Source organism: Lactiplantibacillus songbeiensis (genome assembly GCF_005405125.1).
GTDB lineage: Bacteria > Bacillota > Bacilli > Lactobacillales > Lactobacillaceae > Lactiplantibacillus > Lactiplantibacillus songbeiensis.
In genome coordinates this window covers 19,074-38,707 of record NZ_BJDL01000026.1, presented here as the reverse complement: position 1 = coordinate 38,707, position 19,634 = coordinate 19,074, and the positions used below count along the sequence as shown (strand labels likewise).

General features: G+C 45.0%; 16 protein-coding genes and 1 riboswitch. Of the genes, 8 read left to right on the top strand and 8 right to left on the bottom strand.

Features of this window, described 5'->3' with window-relative positions:
• Position 1: 1 nt before the first annotated feature.
• Positions 2–46: riboswitch (PreQ1 riboswitch) on the bottom strand.
• Positions 47–566: 520 nt separating this feature from the next.
• Together FFM77_RS10750 and FFM77_RS10745 are read left to right on the top strand one after the other, a co-directional pair.
• Positions 567–3,338, top strand: a complete 2,772-nt coding sequence (locus FFM77_RS10750; protein ID WP_137635768.1) for a cation-translocating P-type ATPase — start codon at positions 567–569, stop codon at positions 3,336–3,338.
• A gap of 370 nt (positions 3,339–3,708) precedes the next feature.
• On the top strand, positions 3,709–4,236 hold the full coding sequence (locus FFM77_RS10745) for a dihydrofolate reductase family protein (RefSeq protein ID WP_137635767.1): 528 nt from the start codon (positions 3,709–3,711) through the stop codon (positions 4,234–4,236).
• Positions 4,237–4,284: 48 nt separating this feature from the next.
• Here the strand turns inward: FFM77_RS10745 and FFM77_RS10740 are convergent, their stop codons facing one another.
• Positions 4,285–5,463 carry a cation:proton antiporter gene (locus FFM77_RS10740; protein WP_137635766.1) on the bottom strand — a complete coding sequence of 393 codons (1,179 nt, stop codon included), beginning with the start codon at positions 5,461–5,463 and terminating at the stop codon, positions 4,285–4,287.
• Between the two features lie 707 nt (positions 5,464–6,170).
• Between FFM77_RS10740 and FFM77_RS10735 the strand changes: the two genes are divergently transcribed.
• Both FFM77_RS10735 and FFM77_RS10730 read left to right on the top strand, forming a co-directional pair.
• Positions 6,171–6,854, top strand: a complete 684-nt coding sequence (locus FFM77_RS10735; protein ID WP_137635765.1) for a YczE/YyaS/YitT family protein — start codon at positions 6,171–6,173, stop codon at positions 6,852–6,854.
• A gap of 102 nt (positions 6,855–6,956) precedes the next feature.
• Positions 6,957–7,883, top strand: a complete 927-nt coding sequence (locus FFM77_RS10730; protein WP_137635764.1) for an AEC family transporter — start codon at positions 6,957–6,959, stop codon at positions 7,881–7,883.
• Between the two features lie 69 nt (positions 7,884–7,952).
• Here the strand turns inward: FFM77_RS10730 and FFM77_RS10725 are convergent, their stop codons facing one another.
• Positions 7,953–8,189, bottom strand: a complete 237-nt coding sequence (locus tag FFM77_RS10725; RefSeq protein ID WP_137635763.1) for a hypothetical protein — start codon at positions 8,187–8,189, stop codon at positions 7,953–7,955.
• A 111-nt stretch (positions 8,190–8,300) separates the two neighbouring features.
• On the bottom strand, positions 8,301–8,960 hold the full coding sequence (locus FFM77_RS10720; RefSeq protein ID WP_137635762.1) for an HAD family hydrolase: 660 nt from the start codon (positions 8,958–8,960) through the stop codon (positions 8,301–8,303).
• A 135-nt stretch (positions 8,961–9,095) separates the two neighbouring features.
• Here FFM77_RS10720 and FFM77_RS10715 point away from each other — a divergent pair, with 135 nt between their 5' ends.
• Together FFM77_RS10715 and FFM77_RS10710 are read left to right on the top strand one after the other, a co-directional pair.
• Positions 9,096–10,577 (top strand): MDR family MFS transporter, encoded by a 1,482-nt coding sequence (locus FFM77_RS10715; RefSeq protein ID WP_137635761.1) that lies wholly within the window; start codon positions 9,096–9,098, stop codon positions 10,575–10,577.
• Positions 10,577–11,089, top strand: coding sequence for a DUF4811 domain-containing protein (locus tag FFM77_RS10710; RefSeq protein ID WP_137635760.1), 513 nt, complete (start codon positions 10,577–10,579; stop codon positions 11,087–11,089). Before FFM77_RS10715 ends, FFM77_RS10710 begins: the two co-directional genes overlap by 1 nt.
• A gap of 337 nt (positions 11,090–11,426) precedes the next feature.
• Here FFM77_RS10710 and FFM77_RS10705 read toward each other — a convergent pair whose 3' ends face one another.
• Both FFM77_RS10705 and FFM77_RS10700 read right to left on the bottom strand, forming a co-directional pair.
• The gene (locus FFM77_RS10705) at positions 11,427–12,791 is read right to left on the bottom strand and encodes a hypothetical protein (RefSeq protein WP_137635759.1); all 1,365 of its coding nucleotides are present in this window, start codon (positions 12,789–12,791) and stop codon (positions 11,427–11,429) included.
• A 386-nt stretch (positions 12,792–13,177) separates the two neighbouring features.
• Positions 13,178–14,191, bottom strand: coding sequence for a YeiH family protein (locus FFM77_RS10700; protein ID WP_137635758.1), 1,014 nt, complete (start codon positions 14,189–14,191; stop codon positions 13,178–13,180).
• Positions 14,192–14,303: 112 nt separating this feature from the next.
• On the opposite strand from FFM77_RS10700, the gene FFM77_RS10695 reads away from it, so the two are divergent.
• Positions 14,304–15,128, top strand: coding sequence for a LysR family transcriptional regulator (locus FFM77_RS10695; protein WP_137635757.1), 825 nt, complete (start codon positions 14,304–14,306; stop codon positions 15,126–15,128).
• A gap of 48 nt (positions 15,129–15,176) precedes the next feature.
• On the opposite strand, the gene asp1 is transcribed toward FFM77_RS10695, so the two are convergent.
• Both asp1 and FFM77_RS10685 read right to left on the bottom strand, forming a co-directional pair.
• Positions 15,177–16,685 carry an accessory Sec system glycosyltransferase Asp1 gene (asp1, locus tag FFM77_RS10690; protein ID WP_137635756.1) on the bottom strand — a complete coding sequence of 503 codons (1,509 nt, stop codon included), beginning with the start codon at positions 16,683–16,685 and terminating at the stop codon, positions 15,177–15,179.
• Complete coding sequence (locus tag FFM77_RS10685) at positions 16,685–18,220, bottom strand: glycosyltransferase (protein ID WP_137635755.1); 1,536 nt, start codon at positions 18,218–18,220, stop codon at positions 16,685–16,687. Before FFM77_RS10685 ends, asp1 begins: the two co-directional genes overlap by 1 nt.
• Positions 18,221–18,618: 398 nt before the next feature.
• Between FFM77_RS10685 and apf the strand changes: the two genes are divergently transcribed.
• Positions 18,619–19,227 carry an aggregation-promoting factor gene (gene apf / locus FFM77_RS10680; protein WP_137635754.1) on the top strand — a complete coding sequence of 203 codons (609 nt, stop codon included), beginning with the start codon at positions 18,619–18,621 and terminating at the stop codon, positions 19,225–19,227.
• Positions 19,228–19,405: 178 nt separating this feature from the next.
• On the opposite strand, the gene FFM77_RS10675 is transcribed toward apf, so the two are convergent.
• On the bottom strand, positions 19,406–19,624 hold the full coding sequence (locus tag FFM77_RS10675; RefSeq protein ID WP_137635753.1) for a hypothetical protein: 219 nt from the start codon (positions 19,622–19,624) through the stop codon (positions 19,406–19,408).
• Between the last annotated feature and the right edge of the window lie 10 nt (positions 19,625–19,634).

Here is a 19,634-nt window from a genome sequence, read left to right as displayed (position 1 = left end):
GAAGTTCTTGGTTTTTTATCCTGGGAAGTTTACGAACCAGGCAGTCAGTGGACCAATCCTACTGACTAATGTTATAAATGCAAGTTTAAGTATAACGTAAAACGGTGTACAAAACAGCGCTTATTTATTGACGAAATTATCTGCAAAAGTCACGCCGATTGTATCAGGATTTCTAGTCATGACGCAGGGCGCTAGTTAAGAAATGTCGCCTGCCGGTTGCTTCCTAAAATGCCGGAACGCTATGGGCCATTTTTGAAGCCAAGCCGTCAGCTAAATTTGTGAGTTAAATGATCACTATCCGGTAATCAAACGATTCCCCAAAAAACAGCCGTCTTGCCTCCCCAAGCACCATGTCGTAAATAATTAATTAACGCCCTTTTAATCGCCCCCACAAAACAACCGCCAGTACGCTAATTGGCGGTTGTTTTGCTGTTTGCAATCACCAAAATAAAGATAGTAATTTAACGTTAAAAAGACTATTCTATGTCTGTACCGAACAATGTCCAACTCATCAATAAAGTGAGTACTCACTGCTTAGCACAGTTTGAATCTAGGGGTGATTTAGGATGGATAAATCAAGACTAACAACTGACGCGTTGGCGCAACTACCAACGGATCAATTCTACCAACGACTGCAGACGAGCCAACATGGTCTCAGCAGTCAACAAGCGGCCGACTTACTAACAAAAGTCGGCCCGAACACGATCCAACAAACCAAGTCACGCTCACAATTGAAAGCGTTTCTCAAAAATTTCACGAGCTTGATGGCCCTGCTACTATGGGTCAGCGGCTTCATTGCAATGTTTACCGGCATGATCGAACTGGGGATTGCTATTTGGGCGGTTAACCTGATTAATGGCTGTTTCAGTTTCTGGCAAGAACACGCCGCCCAAAAAGCGACCGACTCTTTAAAGGAAATGCTACCGACTTACACCCACGTTATTCGTGACGGGACGACTAAGCAGATCAATGCGACCGACTTAGTGCCCGGCGATGTTTTCACGATTCAAGCTGGCAATAGCATTTCGGCTGACGCCCGGATCATGCAAGCCACCGCCTTACAAGTCGACGAATCCGCGCTTACTGGAGAATCACTGGCCGTTGATAAACGCGCAGCCTACGCTAAGGGTGACGGTAAATTTGCGGAAAGTAATGTCGTCTACGCCGGGACGGTAGCTGTCAATGGGACGGCCACCGCTGTTGCCTTACAGACTGGGATGCAAACCGAATTCGGTCAAATTGCAACCTTAACCCAACATCAAAAAAACACCGTCTCCCCATTAACAGCTGAACTCGATCGATTAACACGGCAAATCTCAATGATTGCCATTTTAATTGGGGTCATCTTCTTTGTTGCCGCCATTTTCTTCGTCCACTACCCAGTCGCCAAGTCCTTTGTCTTCGCACTAGGGATGATTGTGGCCTTTATTCCAGAAGGCTTACTACCAACCGTAACGCTATCTTTGGCGCAAGGCGTCACCCGGATGTCGAAGAAACACGCCTTAGTAAAGGAATTAAGTAGTGTCGAAACATTAGGCGAAACAACTGTGATCTGTTCTGATAAGACTGGGACGTTAACTCAGAACCAAATGACGATCAACCACGTCTGGTTGCCCGATCAGATCTATAAAGTCAGTGGCCAAGGCTATGTCAACAACGGTCAACTGCTCTATCAGCAACAGCCCATTGACTTAGACGCGGCACCTGACTTAGCGTTACTACTGCGCGTCGCTGCCCTTGACAATGATACCGAGATTCAACCTGGCAAAACGCCACAAGCTAAGCCTAAAATCATGGGCACCCCGACCGAAGCGGCGCACCTGATTTTGGCACAAAAGTCCGGCATGGATTTGAAACAACTAGCTGACCGTTATCCTCGCGTTCAAGAACTACCGTTTGACTCCGATCGTAAACGGATGACCACTATTCATACGCAACCAGACGGACAACCCGTTATTTATGTCAAAGGCGCTCTCGATGGTATCTTAGCCATTAGTGACACTATCTTAGATCATGGCCAACGTCGACCACTAACGGACGCTGACATCAAGCGCATCGACGCGGCTAACCAACACTACGCCGGTGAAGGTCTCCGTTCGATGGCGATTGCAACCCGGGCATTTGATGGACAAGCGGGCCTACCAACTGACCCGGCTGACTGTACGATTGACAATACCGAACAACACTTAACGTTTGTTGGCTTAACCGTCATGGCTGATCCGCCCCGGCCTGAGATTTATGATGCGGTTGCCAAGTGTCATCGGGCCAATATTCGCATTATTATGGTCACCGGTGACAGTCCGTTAACGGCCAAAAGTGTCGCGACTAAGATTGGCATTACTAGCGACCAAGTTCGCGTCATTACCGGTGACGAACTCGCCGCGATGAGCGATGCCGACTTGCAAGCCGCCGTTAAAGGGGAAGTTATCTTTGCCCGCGTGGCCCCTGAACAAAAGTATCGGATCGTCCAAGCCAACCAGCACAATGGTGAAATCGTCGCCTCGACTGGTGATGGCGTTAATGATGCGCCGGCCTTGAAGCAAGCCGATATTGGGATTGCCATGGGCGTCACTGGGACCGATGTGGCGAAAGACGCCGCTGATATGATTCTCACCGATGACAACTTCGCTTCAATCGTGGCCGCGATTGAAGAAGGCCGGACCGTTTATAGCAACTTACAAAAGTTCCTGCTCTATATCTTGAACAGTAACGTCCCCGAAGCCGTGCCATCCGTCCTCTTCTTATTCTCACGTGGACTGATTCCATTGCCATTAACCGTGATGCAAATTCTAACAGTTGATCTTGGGACAGATATGTTACCCGCATTAGGTTTAGGTGCCGAAAAAAGTGAACCCGGCGTAATGGACCAGCCACCACGGGCTCGCAATGCCCACCTGCTGAATAAGACGATTATTTGGAAGGCCTTTGGTTGGTACGGCTTGATTGCGTCAATTCTCTCAACCGTCGCCTACTTCTTCGTCAACTGGCTGCATGGTTGGCCAAACGTAGCATTAGCCGGTAGTGGTGACACCTACATCATGGCCACCACCATGACACTAGCGGCCATCGTCTTCTGCCAAATTGCAGCGGCTATCAACTGTCGGACAACCGTCAACTCAGTCTTTAGCGTTGGGCTCTTCAGTAACCATCATGTTTGGTGGGGAATTATTTTTGAAGTCGTCCTACTAGCAGCTTTGATGTATATTCCCGTCCTGCAAGGCTTGTTCAACACCGCAGCCATCATGGGACGCGATTGGTTGCTACTCTTGAGCATTCCGATTCCGTTAGTTCTGATTGAGGAAGGTCGTAAGGCAATCGTCCGTCAACTAAATCATTGATTAACAAAAAGATGCTGATCACAACGATCGGCATCTTTTTTGACAATCAATGACCACTCATTAAGAATGACACTATAAATCCACGCTTGGTACTAGTTGGATTTAGTGTGAGTGTTCTTCTCAGACTTAGTTCAATATCGATTCCGGCATTGCCAACATTTTAGAAGCCAACCGATAAGCGGCAATTTTAACCAACACTAAGCGCTATTGATCTATATTTTTGGAAGTATAGGTCCATTTTCTCTGAATTTCTCCATTTTTGGAAGTATACTTCAATTTTGGTGCCCAATTTCCCTCAGAATTTTCTCAGCGTCGGCCACGGCAAACATGTTACAATAAGATTACAAAATTTAAAGTAGGTGCCCAATTTATGCGCAAAGTTCAATTTTACGGTGCAATGTCGATCGATGGCTATTTGGCCACCAAAGATAATCGCCTTGATTGGTTGTTTCAAACTGGCGGTGCGGACCAAGCGCCCACCGCTGAGTTTATGCAACAAGTCGATACCGCCATTATGGGGCGGCACACATATGAATATACGATGGAACAAACGACGGATCAGCTCATTAACCCGTACAATCCACTCACTAAAAATATCGTAATGACCTCACAGCCTGAAGCCGGAACGGAACACACGACGTTTACTAACGTCGAAGTCTCCACCCTGGTGGCCCAATTAAAAAATGAACCTGGGCAAAACATTTGGATTGTCGGCGGTGCCGGCGTCTTAATGCCTCTATTGACCGCAGATTTAATCGATGATTTATATATCCAAATCGCCCCAGTTTTATTGGGCGATGGGATTTCCCTCTTCACAGCGGTCGACTATAGTCGCCGCTTCGAATTGGTCGCCAATAACCATTATGGCCAATTAGCGGAAGTTCATTATCAACGCTAAACCCCAAATAACCAGCTCACTAGTTGAACCCTAGCGAACTGGTTATTTTTAATGACCACTACTATCAGCCAATTTACTTTGATGTTGAATCGATTGTCGTAATAATAACGGTGCAATCAAGGTCGTTAAGATGATCGCCGTAATGACGGCGGAATATCGATCAGCGGATAGCAACTTCCCTTGATACCCAATTTGGGCAATAATCAAGGCCATTTCACCACGCGAGACCATCCCCGCGCCAATCTCGTAACCACTCGTCCAACTGAAGCCGGCTAGTTTCGCACCAATGCCGGCACCTAACAGCTTCGTTACAATCGCTGCCACCGTGATAACCACGATAAACCAGAAATCATTTAAGAAACCGTTAAATGACATATTCAAGCCAATACTAACGAAGAAGACCGGAATAAACACGGCATTACCAATCGGCTGAATATGCTCATCGATCACTTGATGATAATCGGTCTGACCAACCGCAATCCCAGCAAAGAATGCCCCAATAACAGCGCTCAAGCCGATAAAGTCAGCGAAATAAGCTAAGCCAAAACAAATCACTAACGACATTAACGTCACTGACGTTGGAATCAGCAACGCATCCCCAATCTTCATTAACCGTGGCACAATCCATTTCACCACCGGGAATAGGGCAACGAAGAATGCGACTTGAATTGCTAACGAAAGGCCCAGATTAGTCGATTGGCTGGGCCCGCCGACTTCACTACCGAACAAGCTCACCATCAAGCTAAGGATTAGCACGGCCAACACATCATCCACGACCGCGGCACCCAGAATCGTGGTCCCTTCCTTACCATCGATGGCATTTAATTCCTTCAACACCGCCACTGAGATTGAGACCGAAGTCGCCGCAAACGTGACTCCTAAAAACAAACTTTCAATGTTATTTAAGTGGAAAAGCTGGCTACACCAATCAATCACGCCAACTGGTAAAATCACTCCTAAGACCGCGACAAATAAGCTTGGCCGCCAATACTTCTTTAATAGTTTTAAATCACTTTCTAGCCCGGCCATGAACATCAAAATAATCACACCGAGTTCCGCAAAGTCCCCGATAAAATCGGTCGCATGTACCCAACCGAGTAAGGCCGGCCCAAGCACGATGCCGCTCAAGAGCTGCCCAATCACCGCTGGGAGTCCCATCCGCACACTTAAATGGCCGGCCACGGCCGTCACAATCAAAATTAAACTTAAAGTTCCGATATAGCCCAAAATTTCCTCCTAAAAAAGGACACCGCAAAAATTCGACTGCCCAACCCAAAAGCAGTCCGAATTCTTGAAGTGTCCTTCAACCGAATGTTCATAATCTGTGTAACTAGTATAGCATATTTTCATAGCCACCGGCAGCACTGACCCTTGCTTCGCTTGCCTAGCGACCGAACCGCGCTTAACTGAGCCTGAAAATATGGTCATTACTTTCACCAATAACCATAACCAAGGTTTATCCGGATTCAACTTAAGCCTATAATAGCCTTATTCACCTCAATACGCTTAGTACCAGTTGGTTTAAATTGTCACTCTAGTTGGTCCAGAATCGGCTGGAACGTGGTGGCCGCGTTTGGAAGCCGAAGTTCGGTCTTCCAAGCCGGGCTTTATCTAAGTCGGAAAGTCACCGACCAAGATAAACGACACCACTGAGCCAATTCTGGCCCGCCCGGCGTTAACTAACGGGAATTGAAAAATTAACGATTGATTATTTTCAGTTCAGTTATTTAGCCGAGAGGTTGGTTCCTAAAATGCTCAGCCGTGTCGTTGGCCTTAGTGCGAGTGATCTGCTCGGACTTAGGCCAAGGTCAGTTTTGAAGACCGAGCTTTGGCTTCAAAATGGCCCATGGCGTTCCAGCATTTTAGGAACCAACCAGCAGGCGGCAATTTTAACTAGCACCAAGCGTAACTCAATTTACGAAAGGACGATGACTGTGACACACCTAGTTGATTTTCGCCAACGTTTTTGGTTTTTAGTTTTCTCGATTTTACTTAACTCAGCCGGTAATGCCCTGACGATTGCAACTAATCTCGGCAGCGCCGTCTGGACCGGGTCCAGTGTCAATCTGGCTAACTGGATTCACATTCCACTGGGAACCACACTATTACTGTATGGCATCGTCGTGACCGTCCTTAATCAGCTAATGCTCGGTCACTTTGACCGGCGCCGGTTTATTTCTAACTTACTCTATATTCTACCGTTCAGTTACTTAGTCGAATTTATCGGCTACTTCTGGAGCTGGGTCGGTATCCCCAACTTACCGTTAGTGGTTCGGCTGATCATTAATTTATTGGGCTTACTATCCGTTGCTGCCGCCGTTTCTATCTATCAACGGTGTAACTTGATCCAACATCCAAATGATGATTTGTCCTATATTTTACGCTTCCGGTTTCTACACGGTTCGGCCATTATCGCTCAATGGACTAGTTACCTACCGCCAGTAATCATCACTATCTTGGCCTTCATCGCTACTGGGCAGCTGCATGCCATCGGGATTGGAACCCTATTTGCCTTACTAGCTCAGGGCGCCATTATGGGCTGGTCCGATACCCATGTCTTTCCGAGCTTGAAGCATCATGTTGACGTCCCTAAAGTCAGCAGCCATCATGCCAGTTAGCTTAATTTCGACTGTAAAGCGGTTACATTAAAAACAACCATTGACAGAGCGCTAACGCAGCTCTGATAATGAACATAATGCTAAACGATGGGATCGATGCTGATGAACCTTGCACAACTAACAAGTCAAATTATCTTGATGTTTATCCTGATGCTGGTCGGTTTAATGATTAACAAGCTCGGCTTTATGCACGGACAAACCTCAACTGATTTGACAAACATTTTACTATACGTCGTCTCACCTTGTCTGATTATCAAGGCATTCGAACAGACTTTCTCTGCCAATCGACTCCAAATGCTCGGCCGAGTAAGTTTAGGGATCGTCATTATTTATCTACTGATGATCGTCATTACCCAGTTGGCTTTTAAACGTGTCAAAGATGCCAATTTACGACGCATCATGCGTTACGGTTCCGTTTATTCCAACGCCGGCTTTATGGGGATTCCACTAACTAGTGCCTTATTTGGCGCCACTGGTGTCTTCTTTGCAGTTGCCTCACTGGCCGCGTTTAACATTTTCAGCTGGACGCACGGCATCACCCTCTTTACGGGTAGTCAAGGTAGTCGCCGTGAAAACATGCGACAGATCGCCCTAAATCCCAATATTATTGCCATTATTGCAGGCCTCATTATCTTTATGACGTCGCTACACTTACCAACGATTGCCAATAGTGCGATCACTTATGTCAGTTCGATTAACACGCCATTATCAATGATTGTGATTGGGAATAGCTTGGCTGATGTCAAATTCAACCGGGACACATTCGATCTGCGTCTTTGGTGGGTCTTATTATTGCGCAACGTCTTATTCCCTTATCTAGCCATTGTCGTCCTAGAATTCATAGGTATCACTGGGATTCCGTTATATACCACGGTATTAATGGCCGCTTGTCCGGTCGCCGGGATCGTCGTACTCTTCACCTTAAAAGTCCATGGTCAACCCGCGCCAGCCGTGGCGTTGATGAGTATTTCAACAATTCTGAGTGTGGTAACGATTCCGCTAGTCTTTGCACTGGTTAATCTACATTAAAAAATGATGGTCAGCTGTTCGCAGCGTTGACCATCATTTTTTGTTTGTATTCAATTAAATGATACCCTTTTAGTCACCCTTCAACCGCAATAACTCCAACGCGTCTCCATACTGATCAACCGCCGCTTGCACGGCCCGCATAAACTCTGGCGACACTGCATGATCTTGCAACGTCAGCGTGTTCGTCTCATCAAAGTCAACCTGCAGACTCTGCCCCGCCTGCAACCCATATTGCTTCACTAATGCTGATGGTAACTTAATCCCCAAACACCCATTCACCGTGGTAATCTCAACCGTACTCGCCATATGAACCCCTCCCATTAGTGGCTTTAGCATAGCATTCCCGTACTAAAAAAGCAGGTCATTCCACCTACGAATGACCTGCTGGTTCACTGAACACGTTAACGTTAGTTTAGGTCAACCGACAATCGCGGTTGCACTAGCCAAATCTGGCACCATCGCGGTTGGCTTGGCGGTGCCAGCCGCCGTCTCCTGCTGACGATTGATCCAGATCATTGGCCATTGTCGTTGTGCCGCTGGGACCACATCTGAACGGTAACCTTGTGCAAGATGCCAGTGATTAGTCGCCGTTAAGCCCAATTGCTGTTCAACGGCCTTGAAGAATGTCAGTTCAGGCTTGTAGGCTTGCACATCTTCTGCCGTAATCACCGCATCAAATGGCACTTGTAAGGCCGCCAAGTTCGCTGGCATCATATCCCATGACGAATTCGACATGATGACCAACTGATAGCCTTGTTGATGCCAAGCCTGTAACGTTGGGATGACATCCGCAAATGGTAACAACTGCCGATGCAAATTCAAGAAATCCACATAATGCCGCTCGAACCAATGGTGCTGGTCAAACATCCCATCTAAATGTTTCAAGTTTTCCCGAACTAGTGTAGCGTAATCCACGTACGGCGCCACGCTGACCGGATCATCTTCATAGCGTTCATAAGCCACCCTAACTGCCGCACTATCTAGCCCAATCGCGGCTGCTAAATCCACTAACCGCCGATACAATGGCTCAGTATTAATCAAAGTCCCATAACAATCAAACGTTAAAATTTTAGTCATCTCATCAACCCCCAATTACCTTCCAGTTTAACATAATCGACCGAGCCTACACCGCTACCTAATCGCTTGTTCAGTGGTATACTTATTAGTTGCGTGATTTATAAAAAATTTAATATCGAAAGGACTGTTTTATCAATGCCGACTAACAATTCGACTTTACCATTAGATGCCGATGGTAAGCCGTATCATCGGACTTGGCTAGTGCTAACCTTGCTGGTAGGGACTTTTTCGACCTTTATTACCCAGACCTTACTGACAACGGCCTTCCCAACTTTGATGAATTACTTCCACATTTCGGCAACCGCGGTCCAATGGTTGACCACTGGGTTCATGCTCATTATGGGGATTATGATTCCGATTAGCGCTTGGATGCTGACGCGAATCAACTCGAAGTATCTTTACCTTGCCGCGATGGTGATTTTTGGACTAGGTACAATTCTGGCCTACCTCTCCGTTAACTTTCCAATGTTACTGATTGCCCGGATGATTCAGGCCATGGGCGTCGGAATTTCAGCGCCAGTCTTCCAAACGATTATGTCTTCCGTCTATCCCCCAGAAAAACGGGGCTCCGCGATGGGGACAGCCGGAATCGTTATCGGATTAGCGCCTGCAATTGGCCCAACATTGTCCGGTTGGATTATCGATAATTATAACTGGCGAGCACTGTTCCTATTCATCATGCCATTTAATTTACTGGTGATTATCGTTTCCTTATTCACCCTTCGTAAAGTCTTGCCAACATCGAAACAACCGATTGATTGGTGGTCGGTCTTAATTTCCACAATTGGTTTCGGGAGCATGCTGTACGGCTTCTCCTCAGTTGGGGAATCCGGCTGGTGTGATCCAATCGTTTTAACAACGCTGGTTGTCGGGCTTATCTTCATTGGGCTCTTCGTTTATCGGCAATTGCACATGGATCAGCCATTATTGGAACTCCGAGTCTTCAAGATTCCGGCGTTCACGTTATCCAGTATCTTAACCGCCCTCGCTTATATGTCGATGATGGGGGTTGAAATGCTCTTACCACTATATATTCAAACCGTCTTAGGGCGTTCCGCGATGGATTCTGGACTAATTCTGTTGCCTGGGGCGATTATGATGGGGATTATGAGTCCAATTACCGGTCGGATTTTCGACCACATTGGCGCCCGACGCTTAGCGATGACTGGGATGCTCTTATTAACATTAGGAACGGCTTTCTTCTTGTCAATTAGTGCGACAACCCCCATTATTTGGATCGTCGTCGTTTACGCGATTCGGATGTTTGGTTTAACCATGGTCACAATGCCGGTTACCACGACGGGGATCAATGCCTTACCATTTAATCTCATTTCACACGGAACGGCCGCTAACAACACGTTACGTCAAGTTGCCGCTTCGATGGGTACGGCCGTCTTAATCAGTGTGTACTCGAGTGTGGCTAAGTGGCAGATGCCCGGTCATGCGTTGTTAGCTAAAGCGCCATTACAATATAAGGACGCCGCGGTTACCGCCACACTGACGGGTTATCATATGGCGTTCATTGTCTCTCTAATCTTTTGTGCCTTTGGTTTCGGTCTAACTTTTTTCTTAAAAGCGCACCACTCCATCAGCGTACCAAAGGAGGACGATAACTAATGATTTTAATCCTACTTATTATCTTCGTCTTCGTCTTTTCCTGGAGTATGATCTTCTTGCCGCATGGTGTGCAACGAACCAGCTGGAATAGCTTAAGTTTTGTCATTATTGCCGGTGCCTTGATTATGATTGTGTTAAATGACAATTATCATTGGGGCATGCACCAAGTCACCACTACTCAATCGACTGAACTTTTACCGTTAAAATCACCTAAAGCAGCACTCGGAGTTAAACAACTAGGAACTGGCTCAGAACAAGTCATCGTTTATCGAACGGCGACGGTTCCAAAGAAAGTTCAACACACTTCAGCAACAACGACGACCACCACGCAACTGAAGACTGGCATTCAGGCTAATGTAAAAATTGAATCCACGCGTTGGCGCTATAAAGATCAACTCGCTAAGACGTTCTTTAGCTTAGGTCAACCTGATGGGGCTTTGGTTAAACGCCATTATACGTTTACGAGGCCTCGTACTTGGCGAACAGTTTTAATCACTACTAAAGCTAAGTAATCACTCGTTTTAGATAAACTTAAACCGGCATCAAACACTACTCCATTAGGGATCGGTGTTTGATGCCGGTTTATTTGTGTCGTAAATATGACTGTCATCACTTACAAGACAATTTATTTTCATACTATTCAAACAAGTTTTTCAAAACTAATAACGAGTTTATTAATACTTACCCGGTATGATATTAATGAATTGGTTTCTCATAGGATCATTCATCAACAGCCATTGACAAAGAGCCATATTAATAGCGAATCATAATAGGTGCAACGTTAAAAAACGGTACAAAAAAAGCGCCGAACCGAAGTCCGACACTTTTTCAAAACCATTTAACTAAATACTAGTCAACGTAGTTAGTATTACCAGTGTTAGTGGTAGTTGATAAATCGCCTTCAACGAAAGTTGTAGTATAAGGTACGTTGTAAGTAGTACCAAATGCTACATCGCCAAAGTTAGCAGTAGTGTCAAGTTTGTATACATAGTAACCCTTAACAGGCTTGCCATTTACAGTCTTTACAACTTGCTTAGTACCCTTCAATTCTGAAAGATGAGCAGCAGCAAAGGTCTTAACAGTAGTACCAGTTAATTTATCAGTAGTACGACCAGTTAATACTGCATAGTCTTCATCCTTAAGAGTAGGGAAGTTGACGTTTTCAGCAGTTAACTTAGTATATGATACAGAAGTACCAGGAACTGATGAGCCAGCACCAATAGTGTTTGATGATGATTCAGGAGCAGCATATAAAGCTAACTTAGAAGATGCAGTAGCATAAACGTACGCAGTAACAGTGTCGCCAGTCTTAACTGAAGTCAAAACATTGTTATTGTCTTTTGAGCTGTATGCATAGTTATCTGGCTTACCGTTACCAATAGCGGTGTATAAAGCATCGTTGATAGCAACGTTAGTGCCAGTAGCAGTACTCTTATCGGCAACCTTGACAAAGCCAGACTTAACAATCTTGCTAGTAGCAGCATCGATGTAGTTAACCTTAACATCGGTCTTGTCGTTGTAAGTTACAGCCTTAGTAGTTGATAATGCCTTAGCATAAACCCAGCCACTCAATGAAGGTGTATCTTTGTCATTTACATAAACGTAACGTGAACCTTCACGGGTCTTAGTTACAGCTTTAGTAATTTGTAAGTTGTCACCACCAAAGTCGGCAGTTGATTTTACCATCTTTGAAGCCTTGTATTGAGTGTATTGTGGGTTATTCCACGTAACATTCTTTGAACCAGGATTTGCAAAGAAGTAAGTCTTAGTTTGTTCATCAGCAGTTAAGTTTGATGCAGTAGTTGTTGAAGCAGCCTTTAAGCCACCAGCAAATGCTGAAGTACTCTTACCACCATAGATGTAACCGCGAACGGCGCCATCAAATGAAACAACCTTGTAGTATACTGAACCTTTGCTGGTAGTCAATACACGGTAAGCACGGAAATAATCCTTTGAACTCTTTGAAGAAGCTAACTTAGCAACAGTTGCTTTTGAGGCAACAGTACGAGCAGACTTCTTAACAGTCTTTGGATATGAGTAAATGGCATTTGAGCCAGTTGGAACCACGTTACGAGTTGTTGCGTCTGTAGTTAACGTAACGTTTGATTTAGTAGTTGCTGACTTAGTAGCAGCGTTTGCGTTCAATTGAGCAACTGAAGCAAATGACAATGCGGCTAATCCAACAAAAACTGATTTAGCTAAAGTAGATTGCATAATCTAAACCCCTCCATAAAATATATGTGTGACACTAACGCCAGACTATTTCGTTTGACGATATAACCTCAACGTGCTTTCAGTATATAGCATATTTCCGAGAGTGTAAACCTTTAATGCTCAAAAAATTTAAGATTCCCTAATTATTGAAATGCCCGTCCCACTTGAATTTCATCCCTTTAAACGAAATGGAACCAGTCTTTCCCATGTATAATCCGGTGAAGTTTGAAAGCCAATTTTGAACCGTTTTCATATTATACCGACCCTTTTAGGAGGTTCGACTGTCGAGTAGCAATTTTTTAAAGATCACTCACAATAATTTTGCATTTATCCCATTTGCGAATGCAATCAACAGGCTCAATCAATTTGATTGATTGCTCACATTACTAACGGTTTAACAAAATACTTATTAAAATCAAGGCACTGGTCACTTGTAACGTTCCCACGCCTAGCCCGTACAAGGCGAGTTTTTTACCAGCCTTTAAGAAGTTTGCGAGATTCAAACGCAAGCCAATCGCGGCCAAGGCGATAATTTCAAACCAACTACTGGTTACATGGGCAACTGTCCCAATAATAGCGGGCAAGCTCACCAGACTATTGATCGCACAGAGAATCAAAAAGCCAGCGACATACCATGGCAACCAATGACCACTACCATTACCACTAATTTGTGCTTCTTCAGCGACTTCATTTTCTAAATGCCGTTGGTGTAAGCGACCAAAAATCAAAACGACCACGACCAACATCATAATCCGCATAATTTTAAAAATCGTGGCAAATTGGACCGTTGCTTGGCTGACCATGCTAGCCGCGGCCACTACTTGACCCACGGACTGCAAGGTACCACCAATTAGAGCCCCTTTAAGAATAGTATTCCCACCGAATAAACCAATCCCAAGCCATGGCAACGTCAGCATTAAGACCGTTCCCATCAGATTGACCAAGGTAATGATCATGCCTTTATCGTCGTCATCCGCCTCAATAACTGGCGCAATCGACGCAATCGCTGATGACCCACAGACCGCGTTCCCACCAGCCATTAATAACCGTTTGGATTCCCCAAAGCCTAACTTTTGGCCTAACCATAAGGCCCCCACGATGGTGATCGACATTTGCAGTAAGATAAAGCCCACACCCCAAACACCAATCTTACCAATCGTTTGAATCGTCATGGTGGCACCTAATAGCATGACGGAGTACTCCAATAATTTACTTTCTGAGAACTTAGTCCCAGCCCCTAAACTCGGTTGTTTTAAAACCGTATTGCCGGCCAAAATACCAATTAAAATGGCAATCGTGGCCGCTCCTAAAGTTGGTATGATTTTGGCAACGAATTGACTAATAATTGCAATCACTAGACTGACGATTAAGCCAGGTAAAATCTGTCGTACTTTTTGCATTCCTACGCCTCTTTCCTTCGATTAGCCATAGTATACCGAGATTATTTACATTTGAGAAATAAATCTTTATGATAGTAACTATTAATAAATCTAATAGAAAGCTAACTCAATCATGCTAAAACACTTACAGACCTTTAAGGCCGTTTATGAAACGCGCAATTTCTCGCATGCCGCTGAACAACTCTTTATTTCACAACCCACTGTTTCAACACAAATTAAACAGTTAGAAGCTGATTTGCAAACAACCTTGTTTACCCGCAATGGTCGCCAAGAAATCTTACCAACTGCGAATGGGACACTATTGTATCAACACGCTCAGAAGCTACTCGAACAGTGGGATGCCACCAAGTTCGCCATGCAAGCTGACAACCAATCAGCCCGCCCCCTTTGCCGGATTGGTGCCTCGCATACGACAGCCAGCGTCGTTCTACCCACATTACTGCGACACTTAGCACCGCTCAGTGGTCAATTCAACTTTCAAATTACGTGGGCTAATTCGGCGGTCATTTTAACCCAAATGACGCAGCACAAACTAGACTTCGGCCTAATCGAAAAGCCGCTCGTGACCGACCATTTAGACCGACTCGCCTTTGGTCAAGATGAACTTGTCCTCGCTGGTGACTTTCAAAGTCCTTTGTGGCTGATTCGAGAACCTAACTCCGGCGTCCGTCATTATACTGATGCTTATCTAAAAGCCAATAATATTACCCCGACAGAAACCATGATTATTCATAGTAACCAAATTATCGCCGACCTCTTGGCACAAGGTATTGGACAAAGCATTATCTCCGAACATGTCTTAGCGCCCACGGTTCCTACTAAAGCGTTACCGGATAACTATCATCGCCAATTTTATTTATTGACCAAAACTAGTCCAACGCCGCAATTGCAACCAGTTCAAGATTTGATTGTGGCACAACTCCAACATTGGCGTTAACTAAAAAAGCGGTCACCACTCGAATTTTTCCAAGTGATGACCGTTTTTTTAGTTAACGATGGCTTGCCACTGTTGCCAAACCGCCGCTTCTTGATATTGTTGACTGCTTCGATAAGCACCGTCAATGAGATGCTGATGGTGCTTGGGCTTCGCTAGCATTTTCGTCAGACTAGCTGCCAATTGATTAATCGCTCCATCGGTCACCAGATAACCATTCACGCCTGATTGAATCACATCACGTGGGCCATAATTAATATCATAGGCTACGGCCGGTACGCCATGACTTAACGCTTCAATCAACGACAACGGTTGCGCATCGCTCTCGCCAGTATACACATAGGCGCCCGCTTGATCATAGACCGTTGTTAAGTCCGGTTGATAACCAGCAAAGCGAACGGCATCACCGAGTTTTAACTGCTTAACTTGGGTCTTAAGTTCTTCTAACGCGGCCCCATACCCGTAGATCACCAAAGTAGCATCGGCAATCGTCTGCCGAACTTGTTGAAAGGCCGTTATTAGTTGATCGACGCGCCGGCCATGGTCAACCCGTCCCGTATAAATGATCTGGTGTGCCTGCCGTTGCGCTAGCCGAATTGACGGTCGCTGGGCTTGGGCAGTTAAGACGACCGCTTGCGAGATGGCATAGATAGGTCTTGGTGATTGACCACCTAACCACTGTGCTAAGTCTTGCCGCTGTTGGTCCGTACTTGTAATCAAGCCATCAAGCTGGTCTAAATGTTCATGAATGCCATAGACATAGGCATTATTTAAATTCGAATAGACCTGGTCTTGCGGATCAACCGCATGCGGTGTTGGTAACCATAAATACTTCCGCGCTGGCGTCTGCATATTGATCACTGGCCATTGGGTTGCGAGTGGTCGGTCTGCGATAAAGGTATTATTCAACCCATTTTGCCGATTGAGTTCATCTAGGAAGAACCGATACCACTCATTTTCTCCATTAAAGTAGTCGTCCTGACCCTGGTAATTAATCAGCTTACATAAGGAAACGTAATTCCCGCCATGATCATTATGCGCATAATATTGTTCCGCTAGCCGACTGCCATCTGGCCGATAAAAAATATCCGTTATGGGATCACCAGTCGGCGCAAAAAATTCATCCCGGGCCTTAAAACCGCGTTCATCATAATCCGTTCGCTGAACCAGATTACCAAACCTATCAAAGTTTTCAATAAAGTACACATGGCCCACCGTACTTGGCACAAAGTGAACTTTAGCAACTAAGCGGTCGCCGTCACTGATTTCGCTCACATTAGGATTCGGCTTAATGGTGTAATCCCGCGGTATATTCAGGTCCTCAATTTTAACGACTTGACTGGCAAACGTCTCAGTCCCACGAAAGAAGTCGAATAGATTGACTAGCTGCGTGTCCGCAATATTAAACCGGCGCATATTTTGATGCAGTAACGCATCAAAGTGGCGCGTCACCAGTTTGGCGGGAGCCTGTTGGTCGGTAAATAACTGGAGACGCTTAAATTCCGCGTGTTCAACGCCAGAATTTAATGCCATCACATATTGATTCACAAAATAATACATTAACGTTCCTCCCCAGCATAAAAACGATCCGCGGCCGCTATCAACGGTTGCCAGGCTTGCCAAACCGCGTCACTGCTATAACGCTTCGCATCGGCATAGGCATTCGTGCTATACGTTTGTAATTTATCCGCATCGCTAAGCAAGGCCACCATTGCCTGTGCTAAGGCGTCCACATCATTAACCGGCACTAACTCACCATCGCGACCTGCCTGAATAATCGCGCGTGGCCCGTACTTCACATCATAAGCAATCTGTGGCACCCCATGTGACTGACCTTCTAGTAGCGCCAGAGCAAAGCCTTCTGCCCGCGACGTCAGCATGGCCAGTTGGGCATCATCATAAACGGGCGCTAAGTCTTGCGTATAATCATTGAAAGTCACTGCCGCCGTTAGCTTTAAATCGGCCACTAACTGGCGGAGTTTTTTACCCGTATCGCCATTCGCATAACCCCAAAAGTCCAGACTCGTTTGGGGTAATTGCGCATGAACCTTTTGAAAGGCTTTAATGACTTGATCCTGTTGTTTTTCTTCCGATAATCGCGCCACAAAGATAATCTTCCCCGGCGTTCGTCGATCCCAAGGCTGGTGGGGCGCCGCCAAAGTCGCATCTGACACGACTCCCACTGGAATTGTATAAACTGGCGGTCGATTACCATACCGATCCTGAAAGTCTTGGACTTGCTGTGGTGTGGCCGCAGCGACCCCCTGCCAGTCTGACAAATTATTTAACGCGTAAGCGTAATTATAATTCAACGTGGCTGACTTAGGATGAGCGGGGTCATTAACATGATTGCTATGCAAATACATGACTTTAAATGCCTTGGTCCGCATCCGCAACGCAGAATAAGCCAACTCATAGGTTCGATCAACGATAAAGACCGATTTTGGTTGCTGGTAATTCAATTCATCTAAGAAGAACCGGGTCATCGCTTGTTCACCCACAAATGACCAGTTTTGACCGTGATAGTTAATGAAGCGATAGAGTGAATTTTGCGTCGTATTTTGGCGGTTGGGCATATGGAAAGTCTGATAGACCACCTCACCAATCGGGTTAAAGACTTGTTCACTGGCAACTTGTCCCTCGGCCGTATAGAACTGTTCTAAGCCTTTAAACCCGCGCGTATCGTACCAATCCGTTTTGACCAAGTGACCATTTGGATCATATAGTTGAACATTATTAAGTTGGTCATCATTTGGCCCAAACGTGTTGACCCGCATTAGTAGATGTTCATTTTGATAAACGGTGTAATTATGCCCATCAGCTTGAATCCGTAGCTCTGGGGCTAAATGCAAGTCAGCGATAGTCAGTTTAATGGGGGCAAAATTGGTCGATTGTTGGATAAAATCGAATAAATTAATTTGGTTGTGTTCGGCAATTCCAGCCGCTTTTAACGTCCGGTGCAAGGATAAAGAGAAAAAGCGGGTGACGATTTTGGCTGGCAGGTGGTGTTGGTTAAATAGTGCCAGTCGCTTCATTTCCGCATGCTCAATCCCTGACTTTTTGGGATTGATACTGGTATTGATAAAATAATACATGTTCCAATCGCTCCCTTTCAAATAAGGTCTAAATCCGGGCTAATACCCTGAATTATAGCAAAGTTTCTCGTTAAAAAGCGCAATTTCAGTGGTGTTTAAAGCTTTTATCAGTAATTTTTGTCATCTGGATTTTAAGCTAAGTCGGCTATTATCTTCTATATTATACGTCTTAATAACGTTAATAATATAAAGCGATAAACGGCCTCATATATTACAAGACGTTACAATAATCAGTCTTTATTACAAATCACCCTAAAAACCGTAACTTGCCATTGACGTCACTGCAACATTCACCCGTTATACTAGATTTTGTTGTTTGGTTGACGCGCACTAATCGGCGTTGATCAATTTATCGTTTTAATTTAGCCAAGACAAAATACAGGAGTGAAACTATCTATATGAAGATTAAAAGTTTACTATTATCGACCGTTGCTGCAGCTAGTTTGTTCGCAATCGGGTCAACTGCCGCTAACGCTGATACAGTAACCGTTAAATCTGGTGATACTGTTGCTAAGATTGCAGCCGCTAATAATACGACGGTTTCAGCCATCAAAACGGCCAATAACCTCAGCAACGTCAACTTAATTTATGTCGGCGATCAATTGGAAGTTAATGGGACGAGCACCACAAGTTCAACGTCTACCAGTAACGTTTCCACGACCGCTACGACGGCTAACAATGCTAATACTAGCGCAACAACTCAGACAACTAGTCAACCTAGCACTGCTAGCACCACGAATACAGCTAATACCGCAAGTACGAGTACCACTAGCACCACTTCTGGTTCAGATTCATCAGCCAAAGCTTGGATTGCTGGTAAAGAATCTGGTGGTTCATACTCAGCTTCGAATGGAAACTACTACGGTAAATATCAATTAAGTAAATCTTACTTGAACGGCGACTACTCAGCCGCTAACCAAGAAAAGGTCGCTAATAATTATGTCAGCTCACGCTATGGCTCATGGTCAGCTGCGAAAGCTCACTGGTTATCAAACGGCTGGTATTAAGATTTTTAAATAAACAACATTAAAACGCCGCACCCTTTTGACTGGGTACGGCGTTTTTTCTGTGCTGATTTAAGAATTATCTGCTTTAAAGATCTATTGTTTTTTTCGGGCTTGAAATTTAAATTTGCATCTTCAATATCTTTAAATTCACCTAATTGTAAAATCACATTATCAATATTTAGCCGTTCATCATCGAAGGAACCATCATGCTCCCCCTTCTATAGTTAATGCTTATTTTTTCCACATTAGTTAATGGCTTAATTATACCAGCTTCAACATAATTATCTAAAATTGAAAATTGTCTAGGGTAGCCATTCTTAGTCACCATACGAAGCTCATCACCAACATAAATCGACGTATTATCCCGTTGGAGCCAAGGATCATCCATTGTTAACATTATTTACACA

What these genes read in the sequence shown, in the direction of transcription:
- FFM77_RS10750 (WP_137635768.1), top strand. Translation starts at nt 567, where the DNA reads ATGGATAAATCAAGACTAACAACTGACGCGTTGGCGCAACTACCAACG.
- FFM77_RS10745 (WP_137635767.1), top strand. Translation starts at nt 3,709, where the DNA reads ATGCGCAAAGTTCAATTTTACGGTGCAATGTCGATCGATGGCTATTTG.
- FFM77_RS10730 (WP_137635764.1), top strand. Translation starts at nt 6,957, where the DNA reads ATGAACCTTGCACAACTAACAAGTCAAATTATCTTGATGTTTATCCTG.
- FFM77_RS10725 (WP_137635763.1), bottom strand. Translation starts at nt 8,189, where the DNA reads ATGGCGAGTACGGTTGAGATTACCACGGTGAATGGGTGTTTGGGGATT.
- FFM77_RS10720 (WP_137635762.1), bottom strand. Translation starts at nt 8,960, where the DNA reads ATGACTAAAATTTTAACGTTTGATTGTTATGGGACTTTGATTAATACT.
- FFM77_RS10715 (WP_137635761.1), top strand. Translation starts at nt 9,096, where the DNA reads ATGCCGACTAACAATTCGACTTTACCATTAGATGCCGATGGTAAGCCG.
- FFM77_RS10710 (WP_137635760.1), top strand. Translation starts at nt 10,577, where the DNA reads ATGATTTTAATCCTACTTATTATCTTCGTCTTCGTCTTTTCCTGGAGT.
- FFM77_RS10705 (WP_137635759.1), bottom strand. Translation starts at nt 12,791, where the DNA reads ATGCAATCTACTTTAGCTAAATCAGTTTTTGTTGGATTAGCCGCATTG.
- FFM77_RS10700 (WP_137635758.1), bottom strand. Translation starts at nt 14,191, where the DNA reads ATGCAAAAAGTACGACAGATTTTACCTGGCTTAATCGTCAGTCTAGTG.
- FFM77_RS10695 (WP_137635757.1), top strand. Translation starts at nt 14,304, where the DNA reads ATGCTAAAACACTTACAGACCTTTAAGGCCGTTTATGAAACGCGCAAT.
- asp1 (WP_137635756.1), bottom strand. Translation starts at nt 16,685, where the DNA reads ATGTATTATTTTGTGAATCAATATGTGATGGCATTAAATTCTGGCGTT.
- FFM77_RS10685 (WP_137635755.1), bottom strand. Translation starts at nt 18,220, where the DNA reads ATGTATTATTTTATCAATACCAGTATCAATCCCAAAAAGTCAGGGATT.
- apf (WP_137635754.1), top strand. Translation starts at nt 18,619, where the DNA reads ATGAAGATTAAAAGTTTACTATTATCGACCGTTGCTGCAGCTAGTTTG.
- FFM77_RS10675 (WP_137635753.1), bottom strand. Translation starts at nt 19,624, where the DNA reads ATGTTAACAATGGATGATCCTTGGCTCCAACGGGATAATACGTCGATT.